This window comes from Citrobacter sp. wls718, from assembly GCF_005280945.1.
GTDB classification, from domain to species: Bacteria; Pseudomonadota; Gammaproteobacteria; order Enterobacterales; family Enterobacteriaceae; genus Citrobacter; species Citrobacter gillenii.
The window spans coordinates 1-1,943 of record NZ_SZWV01000050.1 but is presented as its reverse complement, the minus strand read 5'-3'; the positions used below and the strand labels follow the sequence as shown (position 1 = coordinate 1,943).

At 54.5% G+C, this 1,943-nt stretch carries 2 protein-coding genes; both read left to right on the top strand.

Annotation, left to right across the window (positions count from 1 at the left end; all coding sequences use genetic code 11):
* The first annotated feature begins 64 nt into the window (after positions 1 to 64).
* Positions 65 to 1,024 (top strand): phosphate ABC transporter permease PstC, encoded by a 960-nt coding sequence (gene pstC / locus FDW95_RS09140; RefSeq protein ID WP_096758985.1) that lies wholly within the window; start codon positions 65 to 67, stop codon positions 1,022 to 1,024.
* Positions 1,024 to 1,914, top strand: a complete 891-nt coding sequence (gene pstA, locus FDW95_RS09135) for a phosphate ABC transporter permease PstA (protein WP_096758986.1) — start codon at positions 1,024 to 1,026, stop codon at positions 1,912 to 1,914. The genes pstC and pstA overlap by 1 nt, the downstream gene beginning before the upstream one ends.
* Positions 1,915 to 1,943 lie beyond the last annotated feature (29 nt).

Here is a 1,943-nt window from a genome sequence, read left to right as displayed (position 1 = left end):
GGATAAGCGTAGCGCCATCCGGCATGGGCAACTGAGTAAACGAGTTTAACTTAAAGAGTGATTTATGGCTGCAACCAAGCCTGCTTTTAACCCACCGGGTAAAAAGGGTGACATGATATTCAGCGTGCTGGTAAAACTGGCTGCGCTGATTGTGCTATTGATGTTGGGTGGCATTATTGTCTCTCTGATCATCTCCTCCTGGCCAAGCATTCAAAAATTTGGTTTCTCATTTTTGTGGACCAAAGAGTGGGATGCGCCAAACGACATCTACGGTGCGCTGGTACCGATTTACGGTACGCTGGTGACCTCGTTTATCGCCTTGCTGATCGCCGTTCCGGTGAGCTTCGGCATCGCTTTATTTTTGACTGAGTTAGCACCTAACTGGTTACGTCGCCCGCTGGGCATTGCAATTGAACTGCTGGCGGCGATCCCGAGTATTGTTTACGGCATGTGGGGCCTGTTTATTTTTGCCCCGCTGTTTGCAACCTACTTTCAGGAGCCGGTGGGTAACATCCTTTCCAACATACCGTTTGTGGGTGCCCTGTTTGCGGGTCCGGCCTTTGGTATCGGTATTCTGGCAGCCGGTGTGATCCTGGCCATTATGATCATCCCGTACATTGCGGCGGTCATGCGCGATGTGTTCGAACAAACACCGGTACTGATGAAAGAGTCAGCCTATGGCATCGGCTGTACTACCTGGGAAGTCATCTGGCGCATCGTCCTTCCGTTCACCAAAAATGGGGTGATTGGCGGCGTGATGTTGGGTCTTGGCCGCGCGCTGGGTGAAACCATGGCGGTGACCTTTATCATCGGTAACACCTACCAGCTCGACAGTGCATCGCTGTTTATGCCGGGTAACAGTATTACCTCTGCGTTGGCGAATGAATTTGCCGAAGCGGAATCTGGCCTGCATGTGGCTGCGTTGATGGAACTGGGGTTGATCCTGTTTGTGATCACCTTCATCGTGCTGGCAGCGTCTAAGTTCATGATCATGCGCCTTGCGAAGAACGAGGGGGCACGCTAATGGCTACGCTTGATATGCAAAACACCGCCGCGCTGGCGGAGTCTCGTCGTAAGATGCAGGCACGTCGCCGCTTGAAAAACCGCATCGCACTGACACTCTCAATGGGGACGATGGCGTTCGGTCTGTTCTGGTTGGTGTGGATACTGTTCTCAACGGTGGTTCGCGGTATCGACGGTATGTCGCTGGCGCTGTTCACTGAAATGACGCCGCCGCCGAATACGGCGGGTGGCGGTCTGGCGAATGCCCTGGCGGGCAGTGGGCTGTTGATCCTGTGGGCGACCGTGTTGGGTACGCCGCTCGGTATTATGGCGGGCATCTATCTGGCCGAGTACGGGCGTAAGTCCTGGCTGGCTGAGATTATCCGCTTTATCAACGACATCCTGCTGTCTGCGCCGTCGATTGTTGTGGGTCTGTTCGTTTATACCGTGGTCGTCGCGAAAATGGAACACTTCTCTGGCTGGGCGGGCGTGATTGCGCTGGCGCTGCTGCAGGTGCCAATCGTGATTCGTACCACCGAAAACATGCTCAAACTGGTGCCGGATAGCCTGCGTGAAGCGGCCTATGCGCTGGGTACGCCGAAGTGGAAGATGATTTCAGCGATCACCCTGAAGGCGTCTGTCTCCGGCATTATCACCGGTGTCTTGCTGGCGATTGCGCGTATTGCCGGTGAAACCGCTCCGCTGCTGTTTACATCGCTCTCCAATCAGTTCTGGAGCACCGACATGATGCAGCCGATAGCCAACCTGCCGGTGACCATCTTTAAGTTTGCGATGAGCCCATTTGTGGAATGGCAGCAACTGGCCTGGGCCGGGGTGCTGATTATTACCCTGTGCGTACTGCTGCTGAACATTCTGGCACGCGTTATTTTCGCGAAGAAGAAACACGGTTAAGACGAATTGCCGGATGGCGGCGTAAACGC